The sequence below is a fragment of the Streptomyces sp. NBC_01237 genome (genome assembly GCF_035917275.1).
In the GTDB taxonomy this organism is placed as follows: Bacteria; Actinomycetota; Actinomycetes; order Streptomycetales; family Streptomycetaceae; genus Streptomyces.
In genome coordinates this window covers 7,118,857-7,145,307 of record NZ_CP108508.1, presented here as the reverse complement: position 1 = coordinate 7,145,307, position 26,451 = coordinate 7,118,857, and the positions used below count along the sequence as shown (strand labels likewise).

The 26,451-nt window shown below is 71.0% G+C and carries 24 protein-coding genes and 1 pseudogene; 17 read left to right on the top strand and 8 right to left on the bottom strand.

Going from position 1 to position 26,451, the window contains the following annotated elements; genetic code table 11:
• Window positions 1-175: 175 nt before the first annotated feature.
• Window positions 176-1,114, bottom strand: coding sequence for a LysR family transcriptional regulator (locus OG251_RS31730; protein WP_326680317.1), 939 nt, complete (start codon window positions 1,112-1,114; stop codon window positions 176-178).
• 116 nt (window positions 1,115-1,230) lie between these two features.
• Here OG251_RS31730 and OG251_RS31725 point away from each other — a divergent pair, with 116 nt between their 5' ends.
• The 10 genes from OG251_RS31725 (at window position 1,231) to OG251_RS31680 (ending at window position 12,103) form a co-directional block, all read left to right on the top strand.
• On the top strand, window positions 1,231-2,145 hold the full coding sequence (locus tag OG251_RS31725) for an NAD(P)H-binding protein (RefSeq protein WP_326680316.1): 915 nt from the start codon (window positions 1,231-1,233) through the stop codon (window positions 2,143-2,145).
• On the top strand, window positions 2,135-2,500 hold the full coding sequence (locus OG251_RS31720) for a darcynin family protein (protein WP_326680315.1): 366 nt from the start codon (window positions 2,135-2,137) through the stop codon (window positions 2,498-2,500). Before OG251_RS31725 ends, OG251_RS31720 begins: the two co-directional genes overlap by 11 nt.
• 143 nt (window positions 2,501-2,643) lie before the next feature.
• Window positions 2,644-3,066 (top strand): hypothetical protein, encoded by a 423-nt coding sequence (locus OG251_RS31715; RefSeq protein ID WP_326680314.1) that lies wholly within the window; start codon window positions 2,644-2,646, stop codon window positions 3,064-3,066.
• Window positions 3,067-3,558: 492 nt separating this feature from the next.
• Window positions 3,559-4,614, top strand: coding sequence for a MarR family transcriptional regulator (locus tag OG251_RS31710; RefSeq protein WP_326680313.1), 1,056 nt, complete (start codon window positions 3,559-3,561; stop codon window positions 4,612-4,614).
• Window positions 4,615-4,767: 153 nt separating this feature from the next.
• Window positions 4,768-5,634: a helix-turn-helix domain-containing protein gene (locus tag OG251_RS31705; protein WP_326680312.1), complete on the top strand. Its 867-nt coding sequence runs from the start codon at window positions 4,768-4,770 to the stop codon at window positions 5,632-5,634.
• Window positions 5,631-5,876, top strand: a complete 246-nt coding sequence (locus OG251_RS31700) for a DUF397 domain-containing protein (protein WP_326680311.1) — start codon at window positions 5,631-5,633, stop codon at window positions 5,874-5,876. The genes OG251_RS31705 and OG251_RS31700 overlap by 4 nt, the downstream gene beginning before the upstream one ends.
• Before the next feature lie 165 nt (window positions 5,877-6,041).
• The gene (locus tag OG251_RS31695) at window positions 6,042-8,465 is read left to right on the top strand and encodes a GTPase-associated protein 1-related protein (RefSeq protein ID WP_326680310.1); all 2,424 of its coding nucleotides are present in this window, start codon (window positions 6,042-6,044) and stop codon (window positions 8,463-8,465) included.
• Between the two features lie 129 nt (window positions 8,466-8,594).
• Window positions 8,595-10,874, top strand: coding sequence for a hypothetical protein (locus tag OG251_RS31690; protein WP_326680309.1), 2,280 nt, complete (start codon window positions 8,595-8,597; stop codon window positions 10,872-10,874).
• 13 nt (window positions 10,875-10,887) lie between these two features.
• Window positions 10,888-11,436, top strand: a complete 549-nt coding sequence (locus OG251_RS31685; RefSeq protein ID WP_326680308.1) for a hypothetical protein — start codon at window positions 10,888-10,890, stop codon at window positions 11,434-11,436.
• A 196-nt stretch (window positions 11,437-11,632) separates the two neighbouring features.
• Entirely contained in the window at window positions 11,633-12,103 is a 471-nt protein-coding gene (locus tag OG251_RS31680) for a hypothetical protein (protein WP_326680307.1), read from the top strand.
• Between the two features lie 33 nt (window positions 12,104-12,136).
• On the opposite strand, the gene msrB is transcribed toward OG251_RS31680, so the two are convergent.
• The 4 genes from msrB to OG251_RS31660 all read right to left on the bottom strand — a co-directional run bounded on the left by msrB (window position 12,137) and on the right by OG251_RS31660 (window position 15,499).
• Entirely contained in the window at window positions 12,137-12,544 is a 408-nt protein-coding gene (gene msrB, locus OG251_RS31675) for a peptide-methionine (R)-S-oxide reductase MsrB (RefSeq protein WP_326680306.1), read from the bottom strand.
• Window positions 12,545-12,554: 10 nt separating this feature from the next.
• Window positions 12,555-13,949: a UDP-N-acetylmuramate--L-alanine ligase gene (gene murC / locus OG251_RS31670; protein WP_326680305.1), complete on the bottom strand. Its 1,395-nt coding sequence runs from the start codon at window positions 13,947-13,949 to the stop codon at window positions 12,555-12,557.
• A 75-nt stretch (window positions 13,950-14,024) separates the two neighbouring features.
• Entirely contained in the window at window positions 14,025-14,477 is a 453-nt protein-coding gene (locus OG251_RS31665; protein WP_326680304.1) for an indole-3-glycerol phosphate synthase, read from the bottom strand.
• A 170-nt stretch (window positions 14,478-14,647) separates the two neighbouring features.
• Window positions 14,648-15,499 (bottom strand): pyrimidine reductase family protein, encoded by an 852-nt coding sequence (locus OG251_RS31660; protein WP_326680303.1) that lies wholly within the window; start codon window positions 15,497-15,499, stop codon window positions 14,648-14,650.
• 37 nt (window positions 15,500-15,536) lie between these two features.
• Between OG251_RS31660 and zapE the strand changes: the two genes are divergently transcribed.
• The 5 genes from zapE (at window position 15,537) to OG251_RS31635 (ending at window position 21,370) form a co-directional block, all read left to right on the top strand.
• Entirely contained in the window at window positions 15,537-16,628 is a 1,092-nt protein-coding gene (gene zapE / locus OG251_RS31655) for a cell division protein ZapE (RefSeq protein ID WP_326680302.1), read from the top strand.
• Between the two features lie 83 nt (window positions 16,629-16,711).
• On the top strand, window positions 16,712-17,137 hold the full coding sequence (locus tag OG251_RS31650; RefSeq protein WP_266812738.1) for an OsmC family protein: 426 nt from the start codon (window positions 16,712-16,714) through the stop codon (window positions 17,135-17,137).
• 365 nt (window positions 17,138-17,502) lie between these two features.
• On the top strand, window positions 17,503-18,879 hold the full coding sequence (locus OG251_RS31645; RefSeq protein WP_326680301.1) for an alkaline phosphatase PhoX: 1,377 nt from the start codon (window positions 17,503-17,505) through the stop codon (window positions 18,877-18,879).
• A 174-nt stretch (window positions 18,880-19,053) separates the two neighbouring features.
• A complete protein-coding gene (locus tag OG251_RS31640; protein ID WP_326680300.1) occupies window positions 19,054-20,478 on the top strand; it encodes a nucleobase:cation symporter-2 family protein in 1,425 nt (474 codons plus the stop codon).
• 55 nt (window positions 20,479-20,533) lie between these two features.
• Window positions 20,534-21,370, top strand: a complete 837-nt coding sequence (locus OG251_RS31635; protein WP_326680299.1) for a polysaccharide deacetylase family protein — start codon at window positions 20,534-20,536, stop codon at window positions 21,368-21,370.
• A gap of 67 nt (window positions 21,371-21,437) precedes the next feature.
• Here OG251_RS31635 and OG251_RS31630 read toward each other — a convergent pair whose 3' ends face one another.
• The 3 genes and pseudogenes from OG251_RS31630 to OG251_RS31615 form a co-directional block, all read right to left on the bottom strand.
• A complete protein-coding gene (locus OG251_RS31630; RefSeq protein ID WP_326680298.1) occupies window positions 21,438-21,629 on the bottom strand; it encodes a hypothetical protein in 192 nt (63 codons plus the stop codon).
• A gap of 860 nt (window positions 21,630-22,489) precedes the next feature.
• Window positions 22,490-23,353: pseudogene (locus tag OG251_RS31620) on the bottom strand (ABC transporter ATP-binding protein); the annotation flags it as partial.
• A 13-nt stretch (window positions 23,354-23,366) separates the two neighbouring features.
• The gene (locus OG251_RS31615; protein WP_326680297.1) at window positions 23,367-24,041 is read right to left on the bottom strand and encodes an AIM24 family protein; all 675 of its coding nucleotides are present in this window, start codon (window positions 24,039-24,041) and stop codon (window positions 23,367-23,369) included.
• A 92-nt stretch (window positions 24,042-24,133) separates the two neighbouring features.
• Between OG251_RS31615 and OG251_RS31610 the strand changes: the two genes are divergently transcribed.
• Complete coding sequence (locus tag OG251_RS31610; protein ID WP_326680296.1) at window positions 24,134-24,874, top strand: peptidyl-tRNA hydrolase; 741 nt, start codon at window positions 24,134-24,136, stop codon at window positions 24,872-24,874.
• Window positions 24,875-25,056: 182 nt separating this feature from the next.
• The gene (locus tag OG251_RS31605; protein ID WP_326680295.1) at window positions 25,057-26,448 is read left to right on the top strand and encodes a DUF692 domain-containing protein; all 1,392 of its coding nucleotides are present in this window, start codon (window positions 25,057-25,059) and stop codon (window positions 26,446-26,448) included.
• The last annotated feature ends 3 nt before the right edge of the window (window positions 26,449-26,451 follow it).

The following is a 26,451-nucleotide window of genomic DNA, read 5'->3' as shown; positions in this document are numbered from 1 at the left end:
GAGCCGGCCCGGAGTTCCTTTGGGCGCCGCCGCGCTCCCGGCCACGGTACGGGTCGAGGCCGTGCTCCCGGCCACGGTCCTGCCGGGCCGGTGTCCGGGCGCCGGATCGCGGCCGGGCACCTGTCCGGGCGCCAGGGTATGCGCGGACCGGCGCCGTGGTCCTGTTCTCTCTCCCTCAATCCTCCCTGGCCGGACGGAGCACCCGGCGTACGGCACCGCGCAGCCACTGGTGGGCCCCGTCGGCGGTGTGGCGCGGGTGCCAGGCCATGCCCATCGTCAGTGGTGGGAGCGGCAGGGGGATGTCCAGCAGGCGCAGTCCCAGCGCGTGCGCCGCGTCGTTGAGGGGTGAAGGGGGGTCGCCCGGCAGCGCGGTCGGCACCAGGCAGACCGTGTCGCCGGCTGCGGCCAGCGCCATCGCCGCCAGATGTCCGGGCAGGACGGCGGTGACCTTTCTGCTGAGCCCCTGCTCGGCCAAGGCCGCGTCCAGCGGGCCGGTGAAGCGTCCCCGGCGGCTGACCACCACATGCTCGGCCGCGGCCAGCCCGGCGGGCGTCAGGGTTCCTTCGGCGAGCGGGTGCCCGGCTCTGACACCCACCGCCATCCGCAGCGTGACCAGCTCTTCGACGCGGGTCTCCGGGTCGACGTGGTCGATGGCCCCGATCTCCAGATCGATCCGGCCTTCGCGCAGTGCGGGGCCCGCCTCCCACTCCTCGGCCAGCACCCGTAGCGAGACACCCGGCGCCCGGCGGCGGGCCAGCCCGAGCAGTCCCGGCGCCAGTGCCGCGCCGACCAGGTCCGACGCCTGGACGGTGAAGGTGCGCCGCAGTGCGGCGGGGTCGATCCCTCCGCTCGGGGTGAGCAACGCCTCCAGCCGGCGCACCACCGCGGCGGCCTCGTCCCGCAGTTCCTCGGCGCGGGGTGTGGGCACCATCGCCTGTCCTGCCCGCACCAGCAGCGGATCCTGGAGCACCCGGCGCAGCCGGGCCAGGGTGCGGCTCATCGCCGCGGGAGAGGTGCGCAGCCGCGCGGCGGCACGGGTGACGCTCTGCTCGGTCAGCAGGGCGTCGAGGGCGACGGCGAGATTGGCGTCGAGGTTCGGGACTGGGCCGCTCATCGGCATTATTCCGTTTCGGGCAATGATTGGTTGCTGAAGTTCCCATTGTGGCAAAGCGGTTGGGGTCATCACGATGAAGGGGCCGTACCGATCCGACACAGACCACGAGGTTTTTCATGATCGTCATTACCGCCCCCACCGGGAACATCGGCCAACGGCTGCTGTCGCTGCTGGTCGAGGCCGCGCCCGCGCACGGAGAGGAGTTGCGCGTCGTGGTCCGTGATCCTGCGCGGCTCCCCGAGGCCGTGCGCGGACGGGTCGAGGTGGTCGTCGGCTCGCACGGCGATGCCGCGACCGTCGAGCGCGCCTTCGCCGGGGCCGACGCCGTCTTCTGGCTGGTGCCGCCGGATGCCTCGGTCACGCCCGACGAGGCGTACAGCGGCTTCACCCGCCCGGCCGCGCGGGCGTTCGCCGCCCACGGCGTCGGCCATGTCGTCGGCGTCTCGGCGCTCGGCCGGGGCACCCCGCAGGCCGCACAAGCCGGGCTGGTCACCGCCTCCCTGGCCATGGACGACCTGATCGCCGACTCCGGCGTCGCCTACCGCGCCCTGGCCAACCCGTCCTTCTTCGAGAACCTGCTGGAGGAGGCCGACTCGATCCGCGACAACGGCGTCTTCACCGACACCGTCGCCGCGGACCGTCCGGCTCCGCTGGTGGCCGTCGCCGACATCGCCGCGGCTGCGGCCGGGCTGCTGCTGGACCGCTCCTGGTCCGGCGTCGGCAGCGTTGCGGTGCTCGGACCGCAGGACCTGTCGCCCGATGACCTGGCCCGCATCATGACCGAGGAGCTGGGACGACCGGTCCGCTACCGGCGCCGGCCGCTCGACGAGCTCCGGTCCGACCTGCTCGGTCACGGTCTCAACGAGGCGTTCGTCGAGGGCATGGTCGACATGAAGCGCGCCAAGGACCGGGGCCTGGACTCGGGCGTCGACCGCTCGCCGGCGGGCCCGGCCACCGGATTCGCGCAGTGGTGCGCGCAGACCCTCAAGCCCGCCGTTCTCGCCGCCCCGGAGGCAGTCGATGCCCGCTGACCGAACCGAGCCGCCGGTCACCGCGTTCATGCTGGTGAAGACCACGCCCGAGTGGCTGGCGATGACCGTGCCCGAACGCGTCCATGCCTTCACCACCCAGGTCGTCCCGGTGATCGAGGCCCGCACCCACGGCGTCCGCTCCCGCTTCTACGACACGGAGTTCTACTCGGCGCGGGTCACCGACATCTGGGTCTGGGAGGCGGACGACCACGACGCCTACCGGCTGCTGATCGACGCACTGCGCGAAACACCCTTCTGGGACCGCTACTTCGACGTCGTGGACCTGCTCGTGGGCACCGAGAACGGCTACGCCCGCACCTACGGCCTGGAGCCGGTGACCAGCTTCGCCACCTGACGTTCCTCCCCGGCCCATCCATCCGGCTCGGCCCGTGGACTCCCACGGCCGAGCCGGGTGGCGACGGTGGTGCGGTGAGCAGGTGCTGGTAGTAGTCGGGCATGACAAGTGCTCTGTGGACGCCCGTACTTTCGATGATCGGTGTGGCTGTGGGAGGTGGGCTGACGTATCTGACGCAACGCACGACACAGCGGGCGGCCGACCGGACCGAGGAGCGGAGAAGGGCTGCGACGCTGGCGGAGGAGCGACGTGCCGAGCAGATCAGGACCGTGTTGGAGTTCGTCCGGTTCGCGCTTGAGGCCGAGGGGGTGGCTCATGCACGGCCGCCCCGATGGGAGGTGGATGATGAGTGGTACCGGACGGCCCGGCCGACGGTGGACAGCCTGCGCATAGCCGAGAAAGGCGTCCAGTTGCTGTGCGCTCCTCGCCTCCATATACCGACGACGGCCTACGCCCTCGCCCTGAACCAGGCGGTCTGGCAGGAACACGACGGGGTGAGTGTGACCCAGCGCCTGGAACCGTTCAAGGCGGAGTTCCTCGCCGTCGCACGCAGTGGTCTGGCCTGACGCCGTACGTCACAGCCACTCGTTGATGGATGACGGCGACAAGGACGGTGGCTTCGCAGCGGCCGCACGAGTACGCACGGTAAGCAAGGGTCGTAACAGAGCGTAGTCGTACGGTGGTTGCGGCACGGCCCTCGGGCATCACCGCCCGACGCTCGGGGCCCGAAGCTCGGGATGCGAGGTTCGGGAACGGCTCCCTCACTCTTTCGTGTGTACGCATCCCCGCGCATTCCCCGAAGCTCGGGACCCGGGACGCGGGCGTCGGGACACGGGATGCGAGGTTCGAGCTCCCTCTACAACCGAAGGTAAAAGAAAGGGGGTTGGGGAAGAACCACCCCACCCTCCCTACCCGTCTCGGCGAGCAAGTAGGACTAATCCGGACCGACTTGCGGTGCCTCATCGCGCCTGCTTACGGTGCCGACACAACCAAACGACCCCGACACGGTGTTAGCGCACCGGCCGGGGTCTCACCCCAAGATCAGGAAAAGTGATCTCGTGGCTTCAGAGAAGCTTAACGTCGCGCTGCCCGCGCCCGCATCCGCGCCCCCGAACCCGATGGCCAAGCCCGGTTACGGCAAGCGATCCACCCCCGGCCAGGCTCCCCGCCGCGCCGATGACTTCCTGTTGCTGCCCGAGCGGGAGCGCTACATCGCCGCCTTCGTCGACCGGCTGCCGGACGGCGCCGCGATGAACGTGAAGACCCTCGCCAAACAGCTCCCCCTCTACGGCCAGCAGGCCATCAGCACCGCCCTCACCGCCCTCTCGGTCGCGGGCCACCTGCGCAGGGTTCGGCGCCCGGTGGGTGAGGGCGAGCAGGTCCGCTGGGTCTTCCGTACGTTCTGGTCCCGCACCGCCCGTGACAACGAGTGGTGGACCGCGTACCTCTCAGACGAGAGCGCCCCCTCAGCCACTCCCCCGCCGCAGTGGATGCCCCCGCCGCCGATCGAGGAAGCCCCTCCGCCTCCAACGCCCCCGACGCCCGCGACGCCCGCGCAGGAAGCCCCGCCCGCAGCCGAACCCCAAACCGCCCGCACCCCGGACAGCAACTCCCCCACCTCCCCCGCCCCGGAATCCCCCTCCCCCGCCTACCTCGCCCTCGCCCGGCTCGGCCGTACCGATCCCCGTCTCGCCCTCTCCGCCGCCGACTGCGCGTCGCTGGAGGAACTGGCCGCCGCCTGGATGGCACGAGGTGTGGGTACGGACTACCTCGTCCACGCCCTCACCTCCGGCCTCCCCGCCGTGGTCGACGTCCCGCGAGGTTTCGTCCGCCGTCGCCTGCGCGACAAGATGCCGCCCCACCTGCCCGCCACCGCTACGACAGCCGTCTCCCCGGCCACCTCACCGGAACCGGCACGCCGGACCATGGTCGAGTGCACCCGGTGCGGAGTGCCCGGCCGCCCCGAAGCCCTCCCCGACGGACTCTGCCGCGCCTGCCGCACCGCCCCCTCCGGCGGCCCCGAGCCCACCCACGAACCGGCCGCCGAAGCCATCGCCGCGCGGGACGTCCACGCACTCGTCGGTCACCTGCGCGTCCTGACGAGAATCCCGTGACCATGACATCCCGTCATGCGCTCTGCCCAGATCCGGGACCCGTACGCTCCGTCAGCGTACGGGTGCACACGGTGGACAGTACGGATCACGCAACGTGACGATGGCTCCGTCGAGTTGGGTGCGGTTGGGGACAGGCGCGAGAGGTGAACGGGTATGACGGACATCGCGGGCGGTACGGGTGGAATGACCGGCGGGGCCACGGGCGGAGGCGGGGAACCGGAAGCCACCGACAGCCTCAAGGCGTTCGGGGAGGTCGTCAAGGCGTTCCGCAAGCGGGCCGGACTGACACAGGAGCAGTTCGCGCCGCTGGTGCGGTATTCGGTGCCGACGATCGCCTCCATCGAGCAGGGCCGCCGCTTCCCTCCGTCGGCGTTCGTGGACCGGGCGGAAGAGGTACTGGACGCGTTCGGCGTGATCAGGGCAGCGGCCAAACACCTCGCACGGCGTCCGGGGCTGGCCAGCTGGTTCCGGCTGTGGGCGCGACTGGAGGCGGAGGCGCTCAGCCTCAACACGTATGAATGCCGGTTGATTCCGGGACTGTTGCAGACGGAGGCGTACGCCCGGACGCTGTTCGTGAACCAGCTCCCGCCGCTGGACGACGAGCAGATCGTGGCCCAAATGGCGGCCCGGACGCAACGGCAGCGGTTGCTGCACGAGCGGCCCAACACCGCCTACAGCTTCATCGTCGAGGAGCACCTGTTCCGGCGGCATACGGGCGGACCGGAGGTCACCCGTGAACTCATCGACCATGTCGTCGAACTGGCCGATCGGCGCAACGTCGAGATTCAGCTCATGCCACTGGTACGTCATGATCATGCAGGCTTGCACGGCCCCATGCAGCTCTGCGAGACCCCGGACCACCGCTGGTTCGGCTACTCCGAGGGTCAGGAGAGCGGGCAACTCATGTCCGACCCCAAGGTGGTCAGCATCTACCTCATGCGATATGCCAGGATGCGTTCACAGGCTCACTCCCTGAAGTACTCCCTGAGCCTGCTGCGGCAGATGCGAGGAGCGCTATGACCATCACAGACCTGTCCTGGTTCAAGAGCAGCTACAGCAGCGGCTCCGGTGATTCCTGCGTCGAGGTCGCCCTCTCCTGGCGTAAGTCCAGCTACAGCGGCGGTTCCGGTGACTCTTGTGTCGAGGTCGCCACCTGCCCCGGCACCGTGCACGTCCGGGACTCCAAGATCACCGAGGGCCCACAGCTCGCCCTCTCCTCACCCACCTGGACGACCTTCGTCGCGTACGCCGCACAGGGCTGATCCACGGTCAGGTGGGCGGGCCGGGTCCGGGCAGCGGCGGCAGTCCGCTGCCCTGTTCCCTTGATAGCGTCGCCCCCACGCGGCTGCGGACTTCCCCCCGACCCGGTCGCGGGATGGGTGGTGGGCACGGGGACCGGTCGCGGCAGGGACGATGAGGGCTGACAGATGAGCCTTGAACAGTTGCACTACACCTCTGCCGCGCCGGGGGACGAGGGCGCGAGCGGCCGGTTCACCTCCGTGGGGTCCGGAATTCCGGCGGCCCTGCTCACGGAGATCGAGCCGTATCTCGGGTACGAGCTTCCGGGCGAGGCGCCCTATCTGCCGACCGACGACGAACTGCGCTCGCTGCCCCAGTCCTTCAGCTGTACCGCCCTGTCCGACGGAAGCCGACTGGTCTGCCGCACGGTGCCGGTACGGGGTACGGGCTCCGCTCCCGTACGGTTCCACGCGCACGCGGTGCATCTGCCCGCAGGGGCGCGGCTGCCGGGCGACCGGCAGCCGATCGAGGCGTGGCGGTCCCCCCGCTGGGTGTCCGTGACGCCCGGCGGCGCGATACCCGACCCGCTCAGCGCCCTGCCGCCGGGCCCCGGGGCCGTACGCGAGGGGCTGGGCGACTTCGCCGTCTCCCGCACGCCGTGGCTGGCCGCCGTCTTCTCCGATCTGCGCCGGGTGAGCGAGGAGGGACCGGGATCGCCGCCGGTCGTCCTCGTGGAGCGGCAGAGCGCCGATATCGCCCGGTGGGTCGCGCTGGCCGGGGCCGCGCTGCCGAGCGAGAGCGCGGAACAGCTGACGTTCACCACGTATACCCGGCGGCCGGGCGCCGCACCGCACCGCGTCGTGGGCGTGCTGCCGCAGGACGCGCGGGCGTTGGGCGACGACGGATTTCGCGTGCACACGTGTTCCGGGTCGCGCCCACCGGTGGTCACGGACGATGCTTGGGCGGAGACCGCCGCCCGGATCTGGCGGAGTCGGGCGCCGGAGCTGTTCCGGGAGGCGAGCGAGCTGCCCGGTGAGCCCTTCGCCGCCGGTCCGCCTGCCGTGATCGCCCTGTGCGCGGGCATAGCTCTCGGCCCCAACGAGCGTGCCGCTGCCGCCGACTGGACCGCAGAGCGGCCCTATGCCCTGGACGCCGGGCGCACCCGGCAACTGGTGGAAGCGCTGACCGCCCCGGAGGTCGATGGCCGCACCGGCCCCGAGTTCGACGCGGTGGGGCGGCTGTTCGGCGCCCTGGACGGTCGTGCTCCCGTCAGTACGACCGCGCCGCTGGCCGCAATGCTGGTCACCGAGGCGGTGCGCGGCGGTAACGGCTCGCTGGAACTTCCCCGCCGGGCCGCCTTCGCCGGGCCGGAGGGCGAGGCCATCGCCACCACGCTCGGCCCGGAGATCCTGGCCGAACTGTCCGCCGCCGGTACGGGTACCGGTGGTGATGTGGCACGGACCGTGCAGCTGCTGCGGGTCGCCCGGCTGCTCGACGTGGACTGCGCGGAGCTGCTGCCCACCGTCGTACGCCGGCTGGCTCCCGCGTTGCTGACCGATGAGGGGGCCCAGGAGTTCGCGCCCACCCTGCTGGAACTGCTGGACGAGCAGTTCGACGTCCGTACGGCGTTGCTCGGCGCCCTGGACCGGATCGCGCCGGACGACCCGGGGGCGGTGGAACGGCTGCTGGAGCGGGTGGCGCTGCCGTTCACCGGGTCGCAGGCGTTGCCGCACCTGCGGATGTGCGCCGAGGCGGGCGGGGCACGGGCGACCCTCGGCGGGGACCGGGCGGCCGTGTGGCACCGGGTGCTGCGGGCGGCCGGGATGTCGCCGTTCGCCGAGCCGTTGGTGCTGCGGACCGCCGTGGGCCTGGTGTGGGGGGACCGCGCCCCGACGGTCGGTGAGGCCCGTCTGCTGCTGGACGCGGCCACGTCGGACTCGCACCGTACGGCCGGTACGTGGTCGTGCCTGGTCGATGCGGCGCTGGGGGCGCCCGCCGACGAGGAGGACGCCGCCGCGTTCGCCTATGACCTGCTGCGCGGCTTCCCGCAGGAGATCGGGGGCCGGGTGCGCGGGGCTCTGCTGCTCCTGGACTTCGCCCGCGAGATACGGTCCGGAACCGCCGAGCCCGGCTGGGCGGAGCGGGCCCGGTCGTTGTGCGCACTGGCCGAACCGGTGGAACCGGCGGTCCGGGACCGCGCGTTCGGGGCCCTGACCGAACAGCTCCTGGCCCCGGACCGGCCCGAGGCGGAGCTGTACGCCTTCGTCCACAGCGACGACGGCGACCTCGTCGCGGCCTACGACCGGGCGGCCCGCGCGGAGGCCGTCGGCCGACGCCTGAGGTCCGAACCCGCCTACGCCGCGGACTGCTTCAACGTATGGACCTCCTACCCGCACGCGGGCCGCTCCTGGACCACGACCGCCTCCGCCCTCCTCAACGACGTACTGCGCCCCGCCGTGCGCGCCCAGTCCCCGGCCGACGTCGCACGGATCGAGGCAGCGGTCGGCCACGCCGGAAGCAGCGGCCGGGCCGACGCCTTCCGCGACTGGAACCGCTCCAGCACCCTCGGCCGCCTCGGCCGACGGATCGCGGGCCGCGTCCGCCGGGGCTGAGCCTGGCCGGAATTGCGTGGGCACGACGGCTGAGACATTGCACATGCGTACGCCGATCGCGATGCCTCGATAGGCTGACGCGCGGCGGCGACGCGCCCATCCGTCACCAAGCGGCCGCCGGGGGGATACGTGCTGCAATTCGACGACGTCGTCAACGCGCCGGTCGGGAAGTTGAAGACGGCTGCTGACGACTGGGCCGCAATGCTGTCCAAGCTGGAGCAGCTTGCCGAAGACGCCCGAACCGGGATGAAGGCCAAGGCGGACAAGGCGGAGTGGGAAGGCGTCAACGCGGGCGTCACCAAGTCCTTCATCGCCAAGACCGCCAAAGAGTTCGAGGACGCGGCGGCGCAGGCCCGGGGCATCAAGTTGCTCCTTGCGGATGCACACACATCGTTCAAGTCAGCCAAGGACGAACTGGTCAGGATCAGGGACAACGATGCTCCTGCGGCAGGGGTCGTCGTGAGCGCGACGGGCAAGGTGTCGCCCCAGCACGACCTGGAGACCGACACGGCGGCACGCCACGATCCGGACTACTCGGAGGCCCTGCGTAAGCAGAAGGCCGCTGTCACCTCCTGGCAGACGAAGATCGACCGCATCGTCGAGGACTGCTCCGACGCGGACGAGTCCCTGAAGCTGGCGCTTGAGGCCAATGTGAAGGACGAGCACGACTTCAGCGCCCCCGAGTACTCCAGCCTCGACGCGGAGCAGGTGGACCGCGCGGCGGCGTTGATGAAGCAGGCGACGGGGGAAGGCGGCACCGCCCGCAACGCCGAGGCGCTGAGGAAGCTCGAAGAGGTCATCGACGACAACCGCGACGATCCGGAATTCGCCACCGGCTTCTACCGGAAGCTGGGGGCGGAAGGAACCCTTGAGGCGTACACGAGGATGTCGTTGGACGCCACGTCCCTCGGCCCCGCCGGCAAGGACAGGGCCGCCATGGTCGGCAACATCCAGAACGACATGGGCGCGATGCTGGGCCTCGCCACCACCCCGTCGACACCGAATCATCTGGACGCGACCTGGACCACCCAGCTCATGAAGGCGGGCCGCAAGGAGATCGACGTTTCGGGCTTCGCCGGGGTCAACACCAAGGTGTACGGCTACCAGGCCCTGGGATCGCTCCTGCGGGAAGGCACGTACGACAAGCAGTTCCTTACCTCGGTCGGCCGCGACATGATCGCCATGGACAGGAAGAACCCACAGATCTGGTCCGAGAACCTGCCGTACGACCAGAACATGGCCATCAACCTCGACGGCGAGGGCGGCCGGGGATTCAATCCGGTCACCGGCCTCATGGAAGCGCTGAGCAAGAACCCCGGGGCGTCTTCGGAGCTCTTCAACGAGAACATGCGTGACGACACCAACAAGGACGGCATCGTCACCCTCTCGGACAAGGAGACCGGGGGCAAGAAGGCAGAGAGCGTGGTCGATTACCTGCTCGACAAGAATGCGACGTCGGACTGGTACGACACCGCTGTCGGCGGCGAGTCCACCCCTGGTCAGACGGCCATGGGCAATGCCTTGGAAGCGGCCGTCACGGGACGCGTACCCGGTGACGACGAAGCTCCGCCGGTGCGGCACACCAAGGATATGAGTCAGGTCATGGAGAAGGTCGTCGAGAAGATCGGCACCAATCCTGAACTGGTGTCGGCCGAGGCGGGCGACCCACCCGGCCCGCTGAGCGCCCTCGCCCCGCAGTTCGGCGCCATGGCCGCCGAATACATGCCGGACCTCCAGGCGACCGCCGAGAACGCGGCCGGCCAGATCAAACCGATCGGAGTGCCCGCCGAATTCGACAAGGCCCTGATGGCCCGCTTCCTCGGATCGGTCGCCCAGGACCCCCAGGCGTACGGCGCGATCTCCCACGCCCAGCAGGCATATACGACGGCGCTCGTGAGCGATGCTTTCCAGCATCCCGAAAAGCATCCCGACATGGGTGAGGCGGTGAGGAATGCCGTTCACCCGGGAGGCGAGATCGCGGGCATGATGACCGAGGCGCGAGCGCACGCGGTGCACGAACTCAAGACGCATGAGGAGTCGGAGTACAGCGAGGGCGTGGCAGATAACGCCAAGTGGACGAATCGCGTCATTGACCTCGTAGGGGGAAAGTACCTCGAGATGATTCCTGTGGGGGGCGACGTGGTGACCTGGATCCAGGAAGATGTCGCTGACGCCGTAGTGAAAAGCGCGGAAGATGACAAATCGGATGCGGCGCGTATCGAATCAGGCTCGGGCTACGTTCAGGCCGAGGGAGCAGCCAAGACAGCATCCGCAAATGCTGTAGCGGCTGCGGGAAAGGCAGCTGGAATGACCCCGGACGAATACAGGGACTACCAAGGGACTGCCTCCACAGCCACTGCGGCTGCGCATTCCACCGGCCGCGACCTGGTGGCCTCGACCTCTCGATAAGGACATGTCACCCATGCGTAAGATCGCGAAGGCCATGGCAGCTACCACCGCATCCGTCATCCTGGCTACGGGCACAGCCGGGTGCTCCGAAGGTGAGAGCAAGTCCGTACCCGAACTACCGAAGCAGTTCTGTTGGGGCGCCTTCACAGCGAAGGAGGTATCGCCACTTCTTCCCAACGGAGACAAGGCCACACTGCGGATGGATCCGTTTTACTTTTCTGAGCGAGTGCGGCAGACGAGTTGTCGCCTGTATATCGATGGAAACCAGGGATTCGATGCGGTAGCACGCCTTGAGGACACGAAGGATCTCATCGAATGGAGCTCGTGGGACCCCGCTGATCCCGATCCCATCAATGTGGGCGAGAAGGGAATCGTCCGGGACAATGGCGCAGCGACCTACTTCGCCTGCAAACCCACCGCCAATTCGGGCCCCTCCCTGGGAAAGTACCTGGAGCTACGCATCGAGGTGCGCGCATCGCCCGACAAGGACGAGCGCCAGACGATGCCGAAGTTGCTGGAGAAGTTCATGGCCTTCGCCCAGAAAGAACTCAAGTGCACCTGACCCGGCGCTGACGCGAACCCGGAGAACGGGCCAGGCGGTACCGGTGGGGCGACCGGGATCGGCGCCGTGCGCGGTATGTCCACGGGTCCCCGTCCCGGAATCACTCCGGGGCGGGCCGTGCGGCGGATGCGGGTACCTTAGGAGTACCGATCTCGTGGGCCTCCTGGCGGGCTGCGTGAACCCCAGGAGGAGCAGCATGACGACCAACCGCGGACGCAAGGACGTGATCCGGGACCGGATGGCCGCCACCGGCGAGTCGTACAACGTCGCCGCCCGCAATCTCAAGGCCATGAAGGACATGGGCGCCACCCGAGAAGCGGTGCTCGTGCAGCGCTGGCGGCCCGCGGACTCCCTCGATGTGCCGTGTCCGTGCGGTGGGACCTGTGAGCCGGGCGAGAAGTGCGGTCACTGTCATGCCTGGCACCTGCATGTGAAGCGGTATCCGGGCAGCGTCACGGACGTGGAGACCTGGGCCGACCGGTACGAGTGCACCGGCTGCTCGTCCTCGTACACCCTGACCGTGCGCCTGGCGGGGCGCCCGTGGGGCGTCGCCGAGACGGTGGTCCAGGGCGGGTCGGCGCAGGAGGTCGTCCGGGCGCGGGTGTTCCCGGGGGTCATTCACCCGCTGCTGCGCTCCGAAACGGCGGAAACCGCCGAGGCGGAATGATCCGGCCCCGGCGGTTTCGGCTGTCGGAAGGTGTCAGCTCTCGTCCGGCGCCAGGGTCAGCGAGATCGAGTTGATGCAGTAGCGCTGGTCCGTGGGGGTCGGGTAGCCCTCCCCCTCGAAGACATGGCCCAGGTGCGAGCCGCAGCGGGCGCAGCGCACCTCGGTGCGGACCATGCCGTGGCTGCTGTCCTGGATCAGCTCGACCGCGTCCGTGTCCTTCGGGTCGTAGAAGGACGGCCAGCCGCAGTGCGACTCGAATTTGGTGTCGGAGCGGAACAGCTCCGCCCCACAGGCCCGGCAGGAGTAGACGCCCGCCGTCCTGGTGTCGGTGTACTCGCCCACGAAAGCGGGCTCGGTGCCGGCCTGGCGCAGCACCGCGTACTCGGCGGGCGAGAGCTCCGCCCGCCACTGCTCGTCCGGCTTGTCGACGTCGTACGACACGTCCCGCTCCTCAGCTCGACAGGTGGTCCAGGATCTGCGGGCCGAGGTCGGTGACGTCGCCCGCTCCCATGGTGAGAACGAGATCGCCGGGCTTCGCCATTCCCGCGACGACCTCGGGAATCGTGGTCTTGTCGTGGACGGCGGTCACGTCGGCGCCCGCGGTCTTCGCCGCGTCGATGATCAGGGCGCTGGTGATGCCGGGGATCGGGTCCTCGCGGGCCGGGTAGATGTCCAGGACGACGGACGCGTCGGCCAGGGCCAGGGCCTGGCCCATCTCGGTGCCCAGCTCCTGGGTGCGGGAGAAGAGGTGGGGCTGGAAGACGACCAGGAGGCGGGCGTCGGCGGCGGCGCCGCGCATGGCCTCCAGGTCGGCGGTCATCTCGGTGGGGTGGTGGGCGTAGCTGTCGATGACCTGGACGCCCGCCACCTCGCCCTTGAGCTGGAGGCGGCGCTTGACCCCGGTGTACTTGCCGATGGCCGAGGCGAGGTTGTGGGCCGGGATGCCGAGGGCGACACCGGCGGCGAGCGCGGCGACCGCGTTGTGGGCGTAGTGGCGGCCGGGCACGGAGACGGTGAACGTGAGGTACTTCCCGTTCAGGACGACCGTGACCTCGCTGGTCAGACCGCGCGGGGTGACCTTGTGGACGCGGACGTCGGCGCCCTCGGACTCGCCGTAGGTGACGACGTTCAGCGTGGAGAGGTCGCGCACCCGCCGGGTCAGCTCGACCGCGCCGGCCTGGTCGGCGGCGATCACCAGGGTGCCGCCGGGGACGACCTTGCCGACGAAGGTCTCGAAGGACTCGTAGATCTCGTCCATCGACGCGTAGTTCGCGTGGTGGTCCAGTTCGACGTTGAGGACGATCGCGACCTCGGGGTCGTACTTCTGGAAGCTGCGGTCGCTCTCGTCCGCCTCGGCGACGAAGATGTCCCCCTCGCCGTGGGTGGCGTTGGTGCCGGGGCCCTCCAGGTCGCCGCCGATGGCGTACGAGGGGTCGAGGGACAGCTCGGACAGGGCGACGGCGAGCATCGACGTGGTGGTCGTCTTGCCGTGGGTGCCCGCCACCGCGATGGCGCGCAGGCCCTCCATCAGGGCGGCCAGCGCGTCGGACCGGTGCACCACCGGGATGGACAGCTCGGCGGCGCGGACCAGCTCGGGGTTGTCGGCGCGGATGGCGCTGGAGACGACCACGCAGGACGCGTCGTCCGCCAGGTGAGTGGCGGCGTGCCCGATGTGGACGGTCGCCCCCAGCGCGCGCAGGGCCTCGGCGGTGGGCGACTCCTTGGCGTCGCTGCCCGCCACCTTCGCGCCGCGCTGGGCGAGGATCTTCGCGATGCCCGACATTCCGGCGCCGCCGATGCCGATGAAGTGCGGCCGTTCCATGGCGGCAGGAATACCGGGTGCCATGCGCGTGTCTCCCAGGGTCGGTGCGAATTCGGCGCGAGCCCGGTGCGGGCCCGGCGCGAGTAACGGCCCCCCAGCCTATTCGCTGTGCGCGAAGAGCTTGAGCACCGGTACGCCGACCTTGTGACGGGCCCGGGAGGCCCAGTCCCGGTGGAAGAACTCCTCCACGTAGTGCGGGGCGGTCAGCACGATGACCTCGTCCGCCCTCGCGTCGTCCACCACGGACTTCAGTTTGTCCAGGGGGTGATCCTCGATCACCTGTCCGACCGCTTCCGAACCGGCCGTGCGCAGGGCCCGGAGCGAGAATTCGAGGGCCAGTTCGGCGGGCTCCCGGGCGTTCCTGCCTTCCGGTTCCTCACTCTCGCGGGCCGCGTCCTTCAGTTCCCCCATGGCCACGTCGTCGATCGCGCGCAGCAGTACGTCGGCCTGGTCGCCGCGCGGCTGCATCAGGACGACGAACGAGATCCGTTCCTCCCCATGGAGGGTGGTGACGAAGTCCACGTCCTCGGGAGTGAGGGGCTTCTCGATCATCAAAACGCTTGTGAACACGACAGGCGCCCTTCCACTTCGTCTCATCGACCGTCGACGGTCGCTGCTGAAACCATCCTTCCCCGCGTTCCCACGGGGTCTGCTGGAGTAAGTGTGCCCACCCGAAGCAAAGCGGAACGACAAATTCCGCTAAGTGTCAGATCCGATAAGGGTCAGATCCGACGGTAACGAGTGAAGAGGAACCCGGCCTCTTCCAGGAGCGACGCCAGGGCGAATCGTTCCGGCACCGCCACCGAGGGGCCGCCCGCGATCCGCTGGGCGTCCCCCGCGGTGAGCATCGGGGAGAGCGTCAGACACATCTCGTCCAGTACGCCCGCCGCCACGAACTGCCCGAGCAGCCGGGGCCCGCCCTCCGTGAGCAGCCGGGTCAGACCGCGGTCCGCCAGTTCGCGCACGGCCCTGACGGGGTCCACCCGGGCGCCCTCGCCCGCGATCACCACCTCGGCGCCCGCCTTCCGGGCCGCGTCGATACGGGCGGGCGGGGCCCCGGCACCGGTCAGCACCAGGGTCGGCACCAGGGGCTCGGTGAAGAGCGGCAGCGAGAAGTCCAGGTCCATGCTTCCGCTCACCACGGCGATCGCGGGCGCGGGGCCCTGCCCGGCGGCGGCCCGCCGGGCCGCGAAGGCGTCCCTGGCCCGCGCGGGCCGGTACCCCTCCAGACGTACCGTTTCCGCACCGGCGATCACCACATCGGCCAGCCCTCGCAGCGTGCCGAAGATCCGCATGTCCGAGGCGCAGGAGATGCCCTGCGAGCGGCCGTCGTGCTGGGCGGCCCCGTCGAGCGTGGAGACCATGTTGGCGCGCAGCCAGGGGCCGTCCTGCTCGGGATAGGCGTAGGCGTCGGCCAGCTCGTCGAGGGTCCACTCACGGTCGCGGGCACGGTCGTGACCATGGCCGTGATCGCCGCTCCCGGCGTGCGCGCCGGTGGCCGCCGGGCCCGTCGCCCGGGTCGTCGGGGCCGTCGCGCCGGTTGTCAGGTCCGTCACAGGGAACAGGCTTCGCATGCCCTGCAGTCTGGCATGACGCTTAAGGTGGACCGTTGTGTCGTCCTCCACCGCCGTTCCGGGGCAGAGCCCCATAGCTGAAACGGCCCCGCTGTCCCTGTGCGCCCGCGAGCCGCACGTCCCCGCCGACCGTCTGGTCGCGGAGATGGTGCCACCGCCGCGCTTCGACTCGGTGCGCTTCGATACGTACGTACCCGACCCCAACCAGCCGAGCCAGACCGAGGCGGTAACGGCGCTCGCCGGGTTCGCCGCCGGGCTCGGCGGGGCGCACGCCACGGGGGCGGGGAAGCGCAAGTGGTTCAGCAAGAAGCCCGCGGCGCCGACCGGACCGCGCGGGGTGTACCTCGACGGTGGTTACGGCGTCGGCAAGACCCATCTGCTGGCCTCGCTCTGGCACGCCACGCCCGCCGCCCCGTCACTGAAGGCGTTCGGCACGTTCGTGGAGCTGACCAACCTCGTGGGCGCGCTGGGCTTCCAGCAGACCGTGCGGACGCTCAGCGGTCACCGGCTGCTGTGCATCGACGAGTTCGAACTGGACGACCCGGGCGACACGGTGCTGGTGTCCTCGCTGCTCAGCAGGCTGGTCGAGGCCGGGGTGGCACTGGCCGCGACCTCCAACACGCTGCCGGGCAAGCTCGGCGAGGGCCGTTTCGCTGCCGCCGACTTCCTGCGCGAGATCCAGGGCCTGTCCTCGCACTTCCGCCCGCTGCGCATCGACGGCGAGGACTACCGGCACCGGGGGCTGCCCGAGGCCCCGCCGCCGTACTCCGACGAGCAGGTCACCGCGGCGGCGTACGCCACGCCGGGCGCCGCCCTCGACGACTTCCCCGGACTCCTCGACCATCTGGCCCGGGTCCACCCGAGCCGGTACGGCGCGCTGACCGACGGGCTCACCGCGGTCTGCCTCACCGATGTCCGGCCGGTGCCCGACCAGTCGACGGCGCTGCGCCTGGTGGTACTCGCGGACCGGCTGTACGACCGGGAGGTTCCGGTGCTCGCCTCCGGCCGGCCGTTCGACCGGCTGTTCAGCGAGGAGATGCTGAACGGCGGGTACCGGAAGAAGTACTTCCGGGCAATCTCCCGGCTGACAGCACTGGCGCGTGACGCGAAGGGGCTGGTGGCGCAGTAGGTTCGGGGGCGTACACCCGAGAGGTACAAGGGCGTGCCTCGTACGTCCCGTACAACCGCGCACACCGTTTGAAGGGATCCAGCATGGCTACCACGCGTCAGGCGCACACGGTCTGGGAAGGCAACCTGATCGAGGGCAAGGGCGTCGTCACCTTCGACTCCTCCGGCATCGGCGAGTACGAGGTCTCCTGGCCCTCGCGCGCGGAGAAGGCGAACGGCAGGACGAGCCCCGAGGAGCTCATCGCGGCCGCGCACTCCAGCTGCTTCTCGATGGCGCTGTCCAACGGCCTCGCCACGGCCGGTACCCCGCCGACCCGGCTGAACACCAAGGCCGAGGTCACCTTCCAGCCCGGTACCGGCATCACCGGTATCCACCTCACGGTCGAGGGCGAGGTGCCCGGTCTCGACGAGGCGGGCTTCGTGAAGGCCGCCGAGGACGCCAAGGCGAACTGCCCGGTCAGCCAGGCGCTGACGGGCACGACGATCACCCTCACGGCTTCGCTGGCCTGACGGCCACCCCGCGTCGCGGCGGGCTCCGGCCCGACGGCCTCTCCGTCGGTGGCGGCTCCGGCCTGAGGGTCCCTCCGTCGCGGCGGCTTCGGCCTGACGGTCGCTCACAGGGCGGCCCCGGCGTGACACGGCCGCCCTGGCCTCTTGGTCCGACGGTCGTCGCCGTCGTGGCCGCCCCGCGCGGCCGGTGAGGGGTCTCCCGGGGCCGACAGGTCCCGGGAATCCCTCCCGGGCCACCGGTCACCGGAGTCCCCCGTGCCACCGGGACACCACGGGGCACGATGGCACGCCTGGTTCCCGTGCCTCATCACGCGTGGTACACACATGCGAGTCACTTCACCTGTCCGCCAACAGGGAGTTGCCTCATGACCTCAGCACCACGACGTCTCGCCACCCGACGACAGGTCCTGGCCGGCAGCGGCGCGACCGCCGCCTCGGTCGCCTTCGCCGGGGCCTTCTCCGAACTCTTCGCGGGGACCGCCGCCGCACGGGGACACAGCGGCTACGGGCCCCTCGTCACGGACCCGGACGGCCTGCTCGATCTGCCGAAGGGCTTCCGCTACCGGGTGCTGTCACGGGAGGGCGACCCGCTGCGCTCCGGCGAGGGCCGGGTACCCAGCAACCACGACGGGATGGCCGCCTTCGCGGGCCGTCACGGCCGTGTCCATCTCGTCCGCAACCACGAGAACAGGGTCACCGGCAAGATCGGTGTCCCGACCGTCGAGGGCCTCACCTACGACCCCATGGGCAAGGGCGGCTGTACGGCCCTGGAGCTGGACGGCCGCAACCGAGTGCTCGGCGAGCGCGTCGCCATCGCCGGTACGGCGGTGAACTGCGCGGGCGGCCCCACCCCCTGGAACACCTGGCTGACCTGCGAGGAGACCGAGGACAAGGCCGGGACCAACGGGTACACCAAGGACCACGGCTTCATCTTCGAGGTGGACGGCGCCGATCCGCGCCGCACCGGGGCCGTCCCGCTGACCGCGATGGGCCGCTTCCAGCACGAGGCCATCGCGGTCGATCCGAGGAACGGGGTCGTCTACGAGACGGAGGACGCGTTCGACAAGCCGTTCGGGCTCTTCTACCGCTTCCTGCCCGAGAAGCCGCTCGGCGGCACCGGTTCGCTGCGGGCCGGCGGTGCGCTGGAGGTCATGCGGGTGCCGGGTCTGGCCGATCTCTCCGCCGTCCAGGAGACGGGTGCGAGCTTCGACCGGATCGAGTGGGTTCCCGTACCCGATCCGCTGGCCGCCGAGACCCCGATCCGGCTCCAGGACTTCGGGCCGAAGGGCATCACCCACGCCCAGAAGCTGGAGGGCTGTTACTGGGGCGGCTCGTCCGTCTACTTCGTCTCCAGCTTCGCCCGCCACTCGGAGGGCTCCGCGGCCGACCACTTCGGCCAGGTGTGGCGGTACGAACCGAAGAAGCGCCGGCTCACGCTGGTCGTCGTCTTCGGTCCCGACACCGACATCCAGCTGCCCGGCGAGTCCCCGGACAACATCTGCCTGGCCTCCGACGGCGGGCTGATGGTGTGTGAGGACGGGGGCGGTGCCCAGCACGTCCTCGGGGTGACGCGCCGCGGCGAGGTGTACGCCATGGCGCGCGGTTGGCAGAACATCGGGACGCCCGAGGAGCCTGAGTGGGGCGAGTTCGCGGGCGTCACCTTCTCCCCGGACGGCGGGACGATGTTCGTCAACTGCTACACGCCGGGCACGACGTTCGCGGTCACCGGGCCCTGGCGCTGAGCGGGCCGGGGCCCGGGCGGGCCGCCGTGGCGCTGACCGGCTGAGCCCTCACCGGGGGTGGCGCGGATCGCCCGCGCCACCCCCGTAACCGCGGTGTAATCGAACGGCCGCACGCCCTCAAAGAACGCCTGGCTCAATGCTCTCCACCGCTGGGACCAGCACGGAGGGCATGTCATGGACGATTCACCGCAGCCTCGGGACACACATCCTGTCGACCGCCGCCCGCCCCTGGGGAAGCTGGCGGCCTTCGGCTTCCAGCATGTGCTGATCATGTACACGGGCTGTGTCACCGTGCCGCTGGTCTTCGGGGCGGCGGCCGGACTCCCCACCTCCACGATCGGTCTGCTGATCAACGCGGATCTGCTCGTCGCCGGTCTGATCACCCTGATCCAGAGCCTCGGCATCGGCAAGGTCTTCGGCATCAGGCTGCCGATCGTGACCGGCGCGACCTTCGCCTCGGTGACGCCGATGATCCTGATAGCGGGCGAGTACGGCATGCAGGCGGTATACGGGTCGATGCTCGCCGCCGGGCTCTTCGGGCTGCTGATCGCCGTGCCTTTCGCCCGGCTGGTGCGGTTCTTCCCGCCGCTCGTCAGCGGGGTCGTGATCACGGTCGTCGGGCTGTCCCTGATCGGGGTGGCCGCCGGAATGATCACCGGCAACGATCCGGAGGCGGCGGACCACGCCTCGACGACCCGGCTGGCGCTGGCCGCCGGGGTCATCGTCTTCATCGTGCTGTTCGCCCGCTTCGCCCGCGGCTTCGCCGGACAGATCGGCATCCTGGTCGCGCTCGTCTTCGGCACGCTGGCCGCGATCCCGCTGGACCTGACCGACTTCTCCGGGGTGTCCGACGCCGACTGGGTGGGGCTGGCCGCTCCGTTCCACTTCGGGGCGCCCGAGTTCCCGCCGTCCGCGGTGATCTCCATGTGCGTGGTGATGCTGGTGATCTTCACCGAGTCGACGGCCACGATGATGGCGGTGGGCGAGGCCACCGGACGCCCCGTCACGGACAGGGACCTGGCCCGCGGACTCGCCGCGGACGGGCTGTCCGGTGTGCTCGGCGGCACCATGAACTCCTTCATGGATACCGTCTTCACCCAGAACATCGGCCTGATCCGGCTGACGAGGGTCTCCAGCCGCTACGTCACGGCGGTGGCGGGCGGCATGCTGGTGCTGCTCGGACTGATCCCCCGGCTCGGCGAACTGGTGGCCGCGCTGCCCGGTCCCGTGGTGGGCGCGGCCGGTCTGGTCCTGTTCGCCACCGTGACCATGGTCGGCGTCAACACCCTGCGCCGGGTCGACCTGGACCGGGGCCACAACATGACGATCGCGGCGGTGGCGCTGGGGGCGGGGCTGCTGCCCGAGGTCTCCGAGGGCATCTACGACGGCTTCCCGTCCTGGGCGCAGATCGTGGTGGGCAGCGGCATCACGAGCGCCGCGTTCACGGCGTTCCTGCTCAATCTGTTGTTCCACCACACCTCTTGGGGACGTGGTACGCCGAAGGCGGGCGGGGAGTCGCCGGAGCAGGCGGGCGGGGAGCTGCCGGAGCAGGCGGGGTCGGCCGAACGAGGCATCCGGAGCGCCGTGAACATCTCCTGATCATCACATCAGTTACTTTCCGTCAGTGACCCTATTTGAACGGAAAGTTACGCGTTTGACCGCTCTGACCCTTCTAGGGGTGGTACTCGCCGGTTGCGGTACCCCTACCGACTCCGGTACCGAGGCGAACCCGGCGCACGCCCCCTCGCACACCTCCTCGGTCGCGCCCCCGCCGGCTCCCTCGAAGCCGCCCACGCTCGCGCCGGGTCCGGCCGGCCGGACACCGGTCTTCGAACGGGGGCTGCCCCGCGGTCGAGGTGACAAGGTCGTGGCACTCACCTTCGACGCCGACATGACGGCCGATCAGGGATCGCGGGCGGCGGCGGGCGAGCAGTTCGACAACCCGCCGCTGATCGCGCTGCTGCGCCGCCTGAAAGTTCCCTCGACCGTCTTCATGACCGGGCGCTGGGCCGAGGAGTACCCGGAGCAGGCGCGGTCCATCGGCACGGACGCGCTGTTCGAGATCGCCAACCACTCGTACAGCCACCATGCCTTCGCCTCGCCCTGCTACGGCCTGCCGGTGGTGGACCGGGACGGGATGCTCGGCGATGTGGAACAGGCCTTCGCCTCGTTCCGGAAGGCCGGGGCGCGCAATGTGGTGCCGTACTTCCGCTTCCCCGGCGGCTGTTACGACGACGCGTCGCTGCGCGCCCTGGCACCGGCGAAGGTGACGGCGGTGCAGTGGGACGTCATCAGCGGCGACGCGTTCGCCACGGACGCGGACGCGGTGGCCGAGCAGGTGCTGGACGGGGTGCGGCCGGGGTCGCTGGTCGTGATGCACTGCACGCGCAGCGCGGCACCGGTCACCGAGGAGGCCGTACGGCAGGTCGTGCCGGAGCTGCTCAGGCGCGGCTACCGCTTCGTGAAGGTCTCCGAGCTGATGCGCGACTGAGCCCGCACGGGAGCCGGACCGGCGGGACCGAAGCGGGCAGGGCCGGAGAAGAGCGATGGGGCAGCGGTCAGCCGGAGCAGGCCGTGCGGCCCGCTTCCTGCCACTCGCAGACCGGGCACAGGGTGGCGCCGCGGGTCGACTCCGGGTACTCCGTCGGCTCGCGGCACAGCACGCACTCGGCATACGGAGGGCCCACGGCGGCCTGGCCGGGCGCCCGTACCAAGGCCGGGGCGGGAGTCTCGCAGTACGCATCGTCCATGGGTACGAGCGTACGGGCCGGCCGCGCCCGCCGGGGAATTGCGGGGCACGCGCCCGTGGTCACCCGCGCCGCGCGGCCGACCGGCAGACGAGGAGGGCCACCGCCGCCGCGAGAACCGCCGCCCCGAGCAGCGGCACGCCGGGCACGGGGACCGAGCCCGTACGCGATCCGGAGACCAGCGAGGTCACCGCGTACTTCGCCGGTGAGCCGCTGGTGACCAGGGCGAGCAGGACGCCGAGAACGGTGGCCGCGAGGGACCAGCCCCGGCGGTTCAGCAGCGGCCGGGTGCACATCGCGCCGACAGCCGCTCCCAACAGCGCGCAGCAGAGGACGGCGAGCAGCCCCGCGAGTGCGGCGGCCGGCAGGGGGATGTCGGTGGTGCGGTCGTTGGTGACCGGCGCGCTGACCAGGGTGACGACCATGGCGGCCACGGTACCGAGGGCCGCCGCGCACCCCGTGGCGGTGAGCAGCGAGGCCAGCTGGACCCGCCCCGGTCCGGCGGCCGCCGCGGCGACGGTCCGGGCGGCGTCCGGCTCCTGGGTGGCACAGAGCTGGACGAACCAGGCGGCCACCGGCAGCAGTACGGCCGCCGTCCATCCGAGCGAGTCCAGCACGGGCTGCCCGCTCTGCACGCCGATGCCGAGGGTGGCCGCGTAGAGGAGGACCGGGGCGAGCCAGCGCTGAGAGCGCAGGAGCAACGCGGTCTGATAGCGGAGCAGCGCGGTCATCGTGCCTCGGGACGGGAGGGGGCGGAGTCGGGCGCGGTCATCGTGTCGCGGGACGGGAGAGGGGTGCCGGGGTCCGGGTGCGGGCGCGGTCATCGTGTCGCCGGGCTTGAAAGGGGTGCCGGGGACCGGGTCCGGGTGCGGGTCCGGCACCGCTGCCACCAGCCGGATGTGCCAGGGCGGGTGGGCCATCAGGAGCGCCCGCAGCAGGGCGTCCGAGTGCGCGGCCCCGACGGTGAGCCGCACGGTTCCGGTGGTGCCGGGGGCCGGTTCGCGGGTGGGCGCGCCCGGCAGTCGGGCGGGGAGCGGGGCGCCGGAGGGGCCGGTGGCCTCGATCAGGACGCGCGGTCCGGTGCGGTCGGGGCCGGCCCTGTCCGTCACCGGTGCGACGGTGTTCCCGACCACCCGGAGCGTGAGGTCCACCGAGGCGGCGAGCCGGCGCGGGTCGTGATCGACGAACACGACGGTGGCTCCCGCGCCGACGCGTTCGGCGACGGCCCGGTCCAGCTCGTCACGGGCGGCGGTGTCCAGCCCGGTCCATGCCTCGTCCAGGACGAGCAGGTCGGGTTCGGCGAGCAGTGCCTGGGCGACCGCGACCTTCTGGCTGGTGCCCTTGGAGAGTTCGGCGAGCGGGGTACGGGCGTGCCCGGCGGCACCGAACCGCGTCAGCCAGGTCTCGGCGCGGGCGGCGGCCTCCGCGGTACGCAGGCCGTGGACACGGCCGAGATGGACGAGGTAGCCGGCCGCGGTGAACGGCAGCGCCACCGGGAAGCGCTCGGGGACGTAGGCCGTGCGCGGACGCCGTCCGGTGATCCGGCCCTCGGTGGGGGCGTCGATCCCGGCGAGCAGCCGCAACAGCGTGGACTTGCCGGTGCCGTTGGCGCCCTCCACGCGGACCAGGGCCCGCGCGGGCAGGTCGAGATCGACTCCGCGCAGCACCCACGGTCCGCCGAGGCCGTAACGGCGTCCGACGCCCCTCAGGTTCGGACCGCTCCCCATGTGCCGGCCGGTCTCAGTTGGCCGTCTTCTCGGGCTTGAGCTCGCTGGGCCGTACGATCACGAACCCTTCGCCCTGGAGCATCAGCTGCACGGCCTCGCCGGAGCCGCCGCGCACCATGGAGCCGAAGCTCTGCGAGCGGTGCAGCGAGGTGGAGAGCTGCTCGCTCCATCCCACGACCGCGTCCGTGTCCACGTACACCGGCTGCTGCCCGGTGACGGGGATCACTATCGGGTTGCCCTCGCACATCAGGCCCAGCTTGCCGTAGCCGCTGAAGACGCTGTTGAAGAGGCCGCCGCCGGTCATTCCGGCGCCCTTCACGGTCTTGATCTCATACGTCAGGCTGGCGTCGAAACAGAGGACGTTGCGGCCGTTGATGGTCAGGACGTCGCCCTGCTCCATCTCCACGATGAAGCAGTTGGCCGCCTCGTGGGCGAACCATGCCTCGCCCTGGCCGCGGACCGCCATGAGCGGCAGCCCCTCGCCGGTGACCGCGCGCTTGAGCATGCCGCCCAGGCCCTGGCCCTTGCGCTCGAACTGGAGGTTGCCGCGGTAGGCGATCATCGATCCCTGGCGGGCGTGCATCTCCCCGTTGACGGCGTACTTGATCGATTTGGCGTTCTGCAGGGTCATACCGGGGGCGGTGGCCTGCTGGGCCATGTGCTCGCTGGAAAAGAGATCGCTCTTCATGCGCAGCATCCTCACCCGGAGCATGTCATTCCGCCAAGAAGCGTGATTCCTCCGCCGGAATTCCGGGCGCGGGGGCCTGGCAGACTGGGACGGTGAGCAGCAACGACACCCCCGCGCCCGATCCCGCCACGACCGCCCCGGACAGCCCGTTCCGGACCGAGCCGACCTCCCGCGACGAGGCACCGCAGTTCGTGCTGCCGCTCGTGCTGCATCTGGAGAAGACGGACCCGCCGGCCCGTACCGACGCCCTGCGGACGGCCGCCCGCGCGGTGCTCACGATCCTGTCCGACGAGCGCTCCCTGGGCGAGGGCGAGTGGGCGCAGGAGATGCGGGACTGGCAGGACGCCCGTATCCGCAAGGTGGTGCGCCGGGCGCGCGGCGCGGAGTGGCGCAAGGCGTCCGCGCTGCCCGGGATCACGGTGACGGGCGAGGGCGCCGAGGTACGGGTGTTCCCGCCGGTGCCGCTGGACGGCTGGCCCAAGGAGCTGGCCAAGCTCCAGGTTTCGGGCACGGACCTGGACGACCCGGAGCCCCCGGCCGCACCCGACACGACGGGTCCGGTGCTGTGGCTCAACCCGGAGGTGGACATGTCGGCGGGCAAGACCATGGCGCAGGCCGGGCACGGGGCGCAGCTCGCCTGGTGGGAACTGTCGGACACGGAGCGCAAGGCGTGGCGCGAGGCCGGTTTCCCGCTCGCCGTGGCCACCGCCGACGCGGAGCGCTGGCGCCGGCTGACCGTGAGCGGTCTGCCGGTGGTGCGCGACGCCGGGTTCACCGAGATCGCCCCGGGGTCCTGCACGGTGGTCGCCGACCATCCGGCGCTGCGCCGCTGATCCGCCGGTGCCGCCCCTCCCGGCCCTGCGGCCCACCCCGCGGGAGGCGGGCGGTGCCGGGAGGGACCGCACCGGAGCACGGGACGGGGAACCTCAAATCGACCTCTGAACGTCCCTGTGTTCGGATTCACCACCGCCTGCCGGGGCCATTACCCCTGCACGGGATGGACAAGGGGGACACCATGAGGCTGGGAATCGGTATCGGCTGGCGGCCCGAGATCGCCGACGCCGTGGAGGCGCTGCCGGGCATCGACTGGGTCGAGGCGGTGGCGGAGAACCTCTGCGCCGACCATCTGCCCGACTCCCTGGTACGGCTCCGCGAGCGCGGCGTCACCGTCGTGCCGCACGGCGTCTCCCTGGGCCTGGGCGGCGCCGACCGCCCGGACGCGGGGCGGCTCGCGGACCTGGCCGCGCGGGCGGAACTGCTCGGTACGCCGCTGGTGACGGAGCACATCGCGTTCGTTCGGGCCGGGGGGCCGCTCACCGCGTCGCCGAGGCTGGAGGCGGGCCATCTGCTGCCGGTGCCGCGGACCTGGGACGCGCTGGAGGTGCTGTGCGAGAACGTGCGGATCGCCCAGGACTCGCTGCCCGTGCCGCTGGCCCTGGAGAACATCGCGGCGCTGATCTCCTGGCCGGGCGAGGAACTGACGGAGGGGCAGTTCCTGGCGGAGCTGGTCGAGCGCACCGGGGTGCGGCTGCTGATCGATGTGGCCAATCTGCACACCAACCACGTCAACCGCGGCGAGGACCCCGCGAAGGCGCTCGACGAGCTGCCGGTGGAGGCCATCGCGTACGTACATGTGGCGGGCGGCGTCGAGAAGGACGGCGTCTGGCACGACACGCACGCCCACCCCGTGACACGGCCCGTCCTGGACGTGCTGACCGAGCTGCGCTCACGGGTCGACCCGCCCGGTGCGCTGCTGGAGCGAGACGACGACTTCCCGCCCGCGAAGGAGCTGGCGGACGAACTGACCACGATCCGCGCCACCCTGAAGGCGGCAGCCGCGACAGCCACGGCGTCCCCGAGGGACACAGCGGCGCCAAAGGCAGCGGACGCCCCGTACACGGTGGCGCCGAGGACGGCGACGGCCGTGGGCGGATCTGCTGCCCCGAAGGACCCGGACGTCCCGTCGGCCCCCCGGCCGGTGCGGACCGGCTGCGCCCCTGCGGTCCGGGAACGCGCCGCCCTCGCCCAGACCGCGCTGCTCTCGGCGCTCGTCGCGGGCACTCCCGCACCCGAGGGCTTCGACCAACGGCGCCTGGGCGTGCAGAGCCGGGCGCTGGCCGCCAAGCGGGCGGGGGTGGTCGCCAAGGTCGCGCCGGAGCTGCCGGAGATCCTCGGCGCCGACTACCGGGACACCTACCTCGCGTACGCCATGACCCGGCCCATGTCCGCCGGATACCGGCGTGACGCGCTCGACTTCGCGGAGCAGCTGCTGATCGCGGGCCGGCCGGCGGACGCGGCGGCCAGGCGGCGGCTGACCCACTGGTGGCAGGACCGGGCGGCCCCCCGCCCGCCGCGCCGTACCACCCGTCTGGTCCGGGCGGCCCGTGCCGTCCTCGTGGGGAAGTGATCC

What these genes read in the sequence shown, in the direction of transcription:
- OG251_RS31615 (WP_326680297.1), bottom strand. Translation starts at nt 24,041, where the DNA reads ATGAAGAGCGATCTCTTTTCCAGCGAGCACATGGCCCAGCAGGCCACC.
- OG251_RS31680 (WP_326680307.1), top strand. Translation starts at nt 11,633, where the DNA reads ATGACGACCAACCGCGGACGCAAGGACGTGATCCGGGACCGGATGGCC.
- murC (WP_326680305.1), bottom strand. Translation starts at nt 13,949, where the DNA reads ATGGCACCCGGTATTCCTGCCGCCATGGAACGGCCGCACTTCATCGGC.
- OG251_RS31730 (WP_326680317.1), bottom strand. Translation starts at nt 1,114, where the DNA reads ATGAGCGGCCCAGTCCCGAACCTCGACGCCAATCTCGCCGTCGCCCTC.
- OG251_RS31685 (WP_326680308.1), top strand. Translation starts at nt 10,888, where the DNA reads ATGCGTAAGATCGCGAAGGCCATGGCAGCTACCACCGCATCCGTCATC.
- OG251_RS31645 (WP_326680301.1), top strand. Translation starts at nt 17,503, where the DNA reads ATGACCTCAGCACCACGACGTCTCGCCACCCGACGACAGGTCCTGGCC.
- OG251_RS31650 (WP_266812738.1), top strand. Translation starts at nt 16,712, where the DNA reads ATGGCTACCACGCGTCAGGCGCACACGGTCTGGGAAGGCAACCTGATC.
- OG251_RS31705 (WP_326680312.1), top strand. Translation starts at nt 4,768, where the DNA reads ATGACGGACATCGCGGGCGGTACGGGTGGAATGACCGGCGGGGCCACG.
- OG251_RS31640 (WP_326680300.1), top strand. Translation starts at nt 19,054, where the DNA reads ATGGACGATTCACCGCAGCCTCGGGACACACATCCTGTCGACCGCCGC.
- OG251_RS31725 (WP_326680316.1), top strand. Translation starts at nt 1,231, where the DNA reads ATGATCGTCATTACCGCCCCCACCGGGAACATCGGCCAACGGCTGCTG.
- OG251_RS31660 (WP_326680303.1), bottom strand. Translation starts at nt 15,499, where the DNA reads ATGCGAAGCCTGTTCCCTGTGACGGACCTGACAACCGGCGCGACGGCC.
- OG251_RS31700 (WP_326680311.1), top strand. Translation starts at nt 5,631, where the DNA reads ATGACCATCACAGACCTGTCCTGGTTCAAGAGCAGCTACAGCAGCGGC.
- OG251_RS31695 (WP_326680310.1), top strand. Translation starts at nt 6,042, where the DNA reads ATGAGCCTTGAACAGTTGCACTACACCTCTGCCGCGCCGGGGGACGAG.
- OG251_RS31605 (WP_326680295.1), top strand. Translation starts at nt 25,057, where the DNA reads ATGAGGCTGGGAATCGGTATCGGCTGGCGGCCCGAGATCGCCGACGCC.
- OG251_RS31630 (WP_326680298.1), bottom strand. Translation starts at nt 21,629, where the DNA reads ATGGACGATGCGTACTGCGAGACTCCCGCCCCGGCCTTGGTACGGGCG.
- OG251_RS31665 (WP_326680304.1), bottom strand. Translation starts at nt 14,477, where the DNA reads ATGATCGAGAAGCCCCTCACTCCCGAGGACGTGGACTTCGTCACCACC.
- OG251_RS31720 (WP_326680315.1), top strand. Translation starts at nt 2,135, where the DNA reads ATGCCCGCTGACCGAACCGAGCCGCCGGTCACCGCGTTCATGCTGGTG.